Below are 1732 nucleotides of genomic sequence, written 5' to 3'. Positions count from 1 at the left end.
TGACTAACCGGTCCCCTTAACGTTCCAGCACCGGGCAGGCGTCAGTCCGTATACATCGCCTTACGGCTTCGCACGGACCTGTGTTTTTAGTAAACAGTCGCTTCTCGCTGGTCTCTGCGGCCACCCCCAGCTCAAGGAGCAAGTCCTCTCACCAGGCGTGGCCCCCCTTCTCCCGAAGTTACGGGGGCATTTTGCCGAGTTCCTTAACCATAGTTCACCCGAACGCCTCGGTATTCTCTACCTGACCACCTGAGTCGGTTTAGGGTACGGGCCGCCATGAAACTCGCTAGAGGCTTTTCTCGACAGCATAGGATCATCCACTTCACCACAATCGGCTCGGCATCAGGTCTCAGCCTTAATGTGCGACGGATTTACCTATCACACGGCCTACACCCTTACCCCGGGACAACCACCGCCCGGGCTGGACTACCTTCCTGCGTCACCCCATCACTCACCTACTACCACCTTGGTTCGGCGGCTCCACCACTTTCCTTTCCCCGAAGGGTCCGGAACGGCTTCACGGCCTTAGCATTAATGGGTTCGATGTTTGACGCTTCACAGCGGGTACCGGAATATCAACCGGTTATCCATCGACTACGCCTGTCGGCCTCGCCTTAGGTCCCGACTTACCCTGGGCAGATCAGCTTGACCCAGGAACCCTTAGTCAATCGGCGCACACGTTTCTCACGTGTGAATCGCTACTCATGCCTGCATTCTCACTCGTGAACCGTCCACCACTGCCTTCCGGCGCGGCTTCACCCGGCACACGACGCTCCCCTACCCATCACAGCCGCCGTTGGGCGTATTGCTGCAATGACACGACTTCGGCGGTACGCTTGAGCCCCGCTACATTGTCGGCGCGGAATCACTAGACCAGTGAGCTATTACGCACTCTTTCAAGGGTGGCTGCTTCTAAGCCAACCTCCTGGTTGTCTCTGCGACTCCACATCCTTTCCCACTTAGCGTACGCTTAGGGGCCTTAGTCGATGCTCTGGGCTGTTTCCCTCTCGACCATGGAGCTTATCCCCCACAGTCTCACTGCCGCGCTCTCACTTACCGGCATTCGGAGTTTGGCTAAGGTCAGTAACCCGGTAGGGCCCATCGCCTATCCAGTGCTCTACCTCCGGCAAGAAACACACGACGCTGCACCTAAATGCATTTCGGGGAGAACCAGCTATCACGGAGTTTGATTGGCCTTTCACCCCTAACCACAGGTCATCCCCCAGGTTTTCAACCCTGGTGGGTTCGGTCCTCCACGAAGTCTTACCTCCGCTTCAACCTGCCCATGGCTAGATCACTCCGCTTCGGGTCTTGAGCGCGCTACTAAATCGCCCTATTCGGACTCGCTTTCGCTACGGCTTCCCCACACGGGTTAACCTCGCAACACACCGCAAACTCGCAGGCTCATTCTTCAAAAGGCACGCAGTCACGAGGCAAGCACAAGTGCTTGCCCGACGCTCCCACGGCTTGTAGGCACACGGTTTCAGGTACTATTTCACTCCGCTCCCGCGGTACTTTTCACCATTCCCTCACGGTACTATCCGCTATCGGTCACCAGGGAATATTTAGGCTTAGCGGGTGGTCCCGCCAGATTCACACGGGATTTCTCGGGCCCCGTGCTACTTGGGTGTCTCTCAAACGAGCCGCTGACGTTTCGACTACGGGGGTCTTACCCTCTACGCCGGACCTTTCGCATGTCCTTCGCCTACATCAACGGTTTCTGACTCGTCTC

Annotated in this window: 1 rRNA gene (running past one end of the window); it reads right to left on the bottom strand. The window is 57.2% G+C overall.

Annotated features, from left to right (window positions below):
* Window positions 1–1732 (bottom strand): 23S ribosomal RNA (locus ACZ69Q_RS45400); its annotated part runs 260 nt beyond the window's last position; the annotation flags it as partial.

The sequence above is a fragment of the Streptomyces sp. NPDC036764 genome (assembly GCF_055609385.1).
This window is presented reverse-complemented; position numbering and strand designations above follow the sequence as displayed.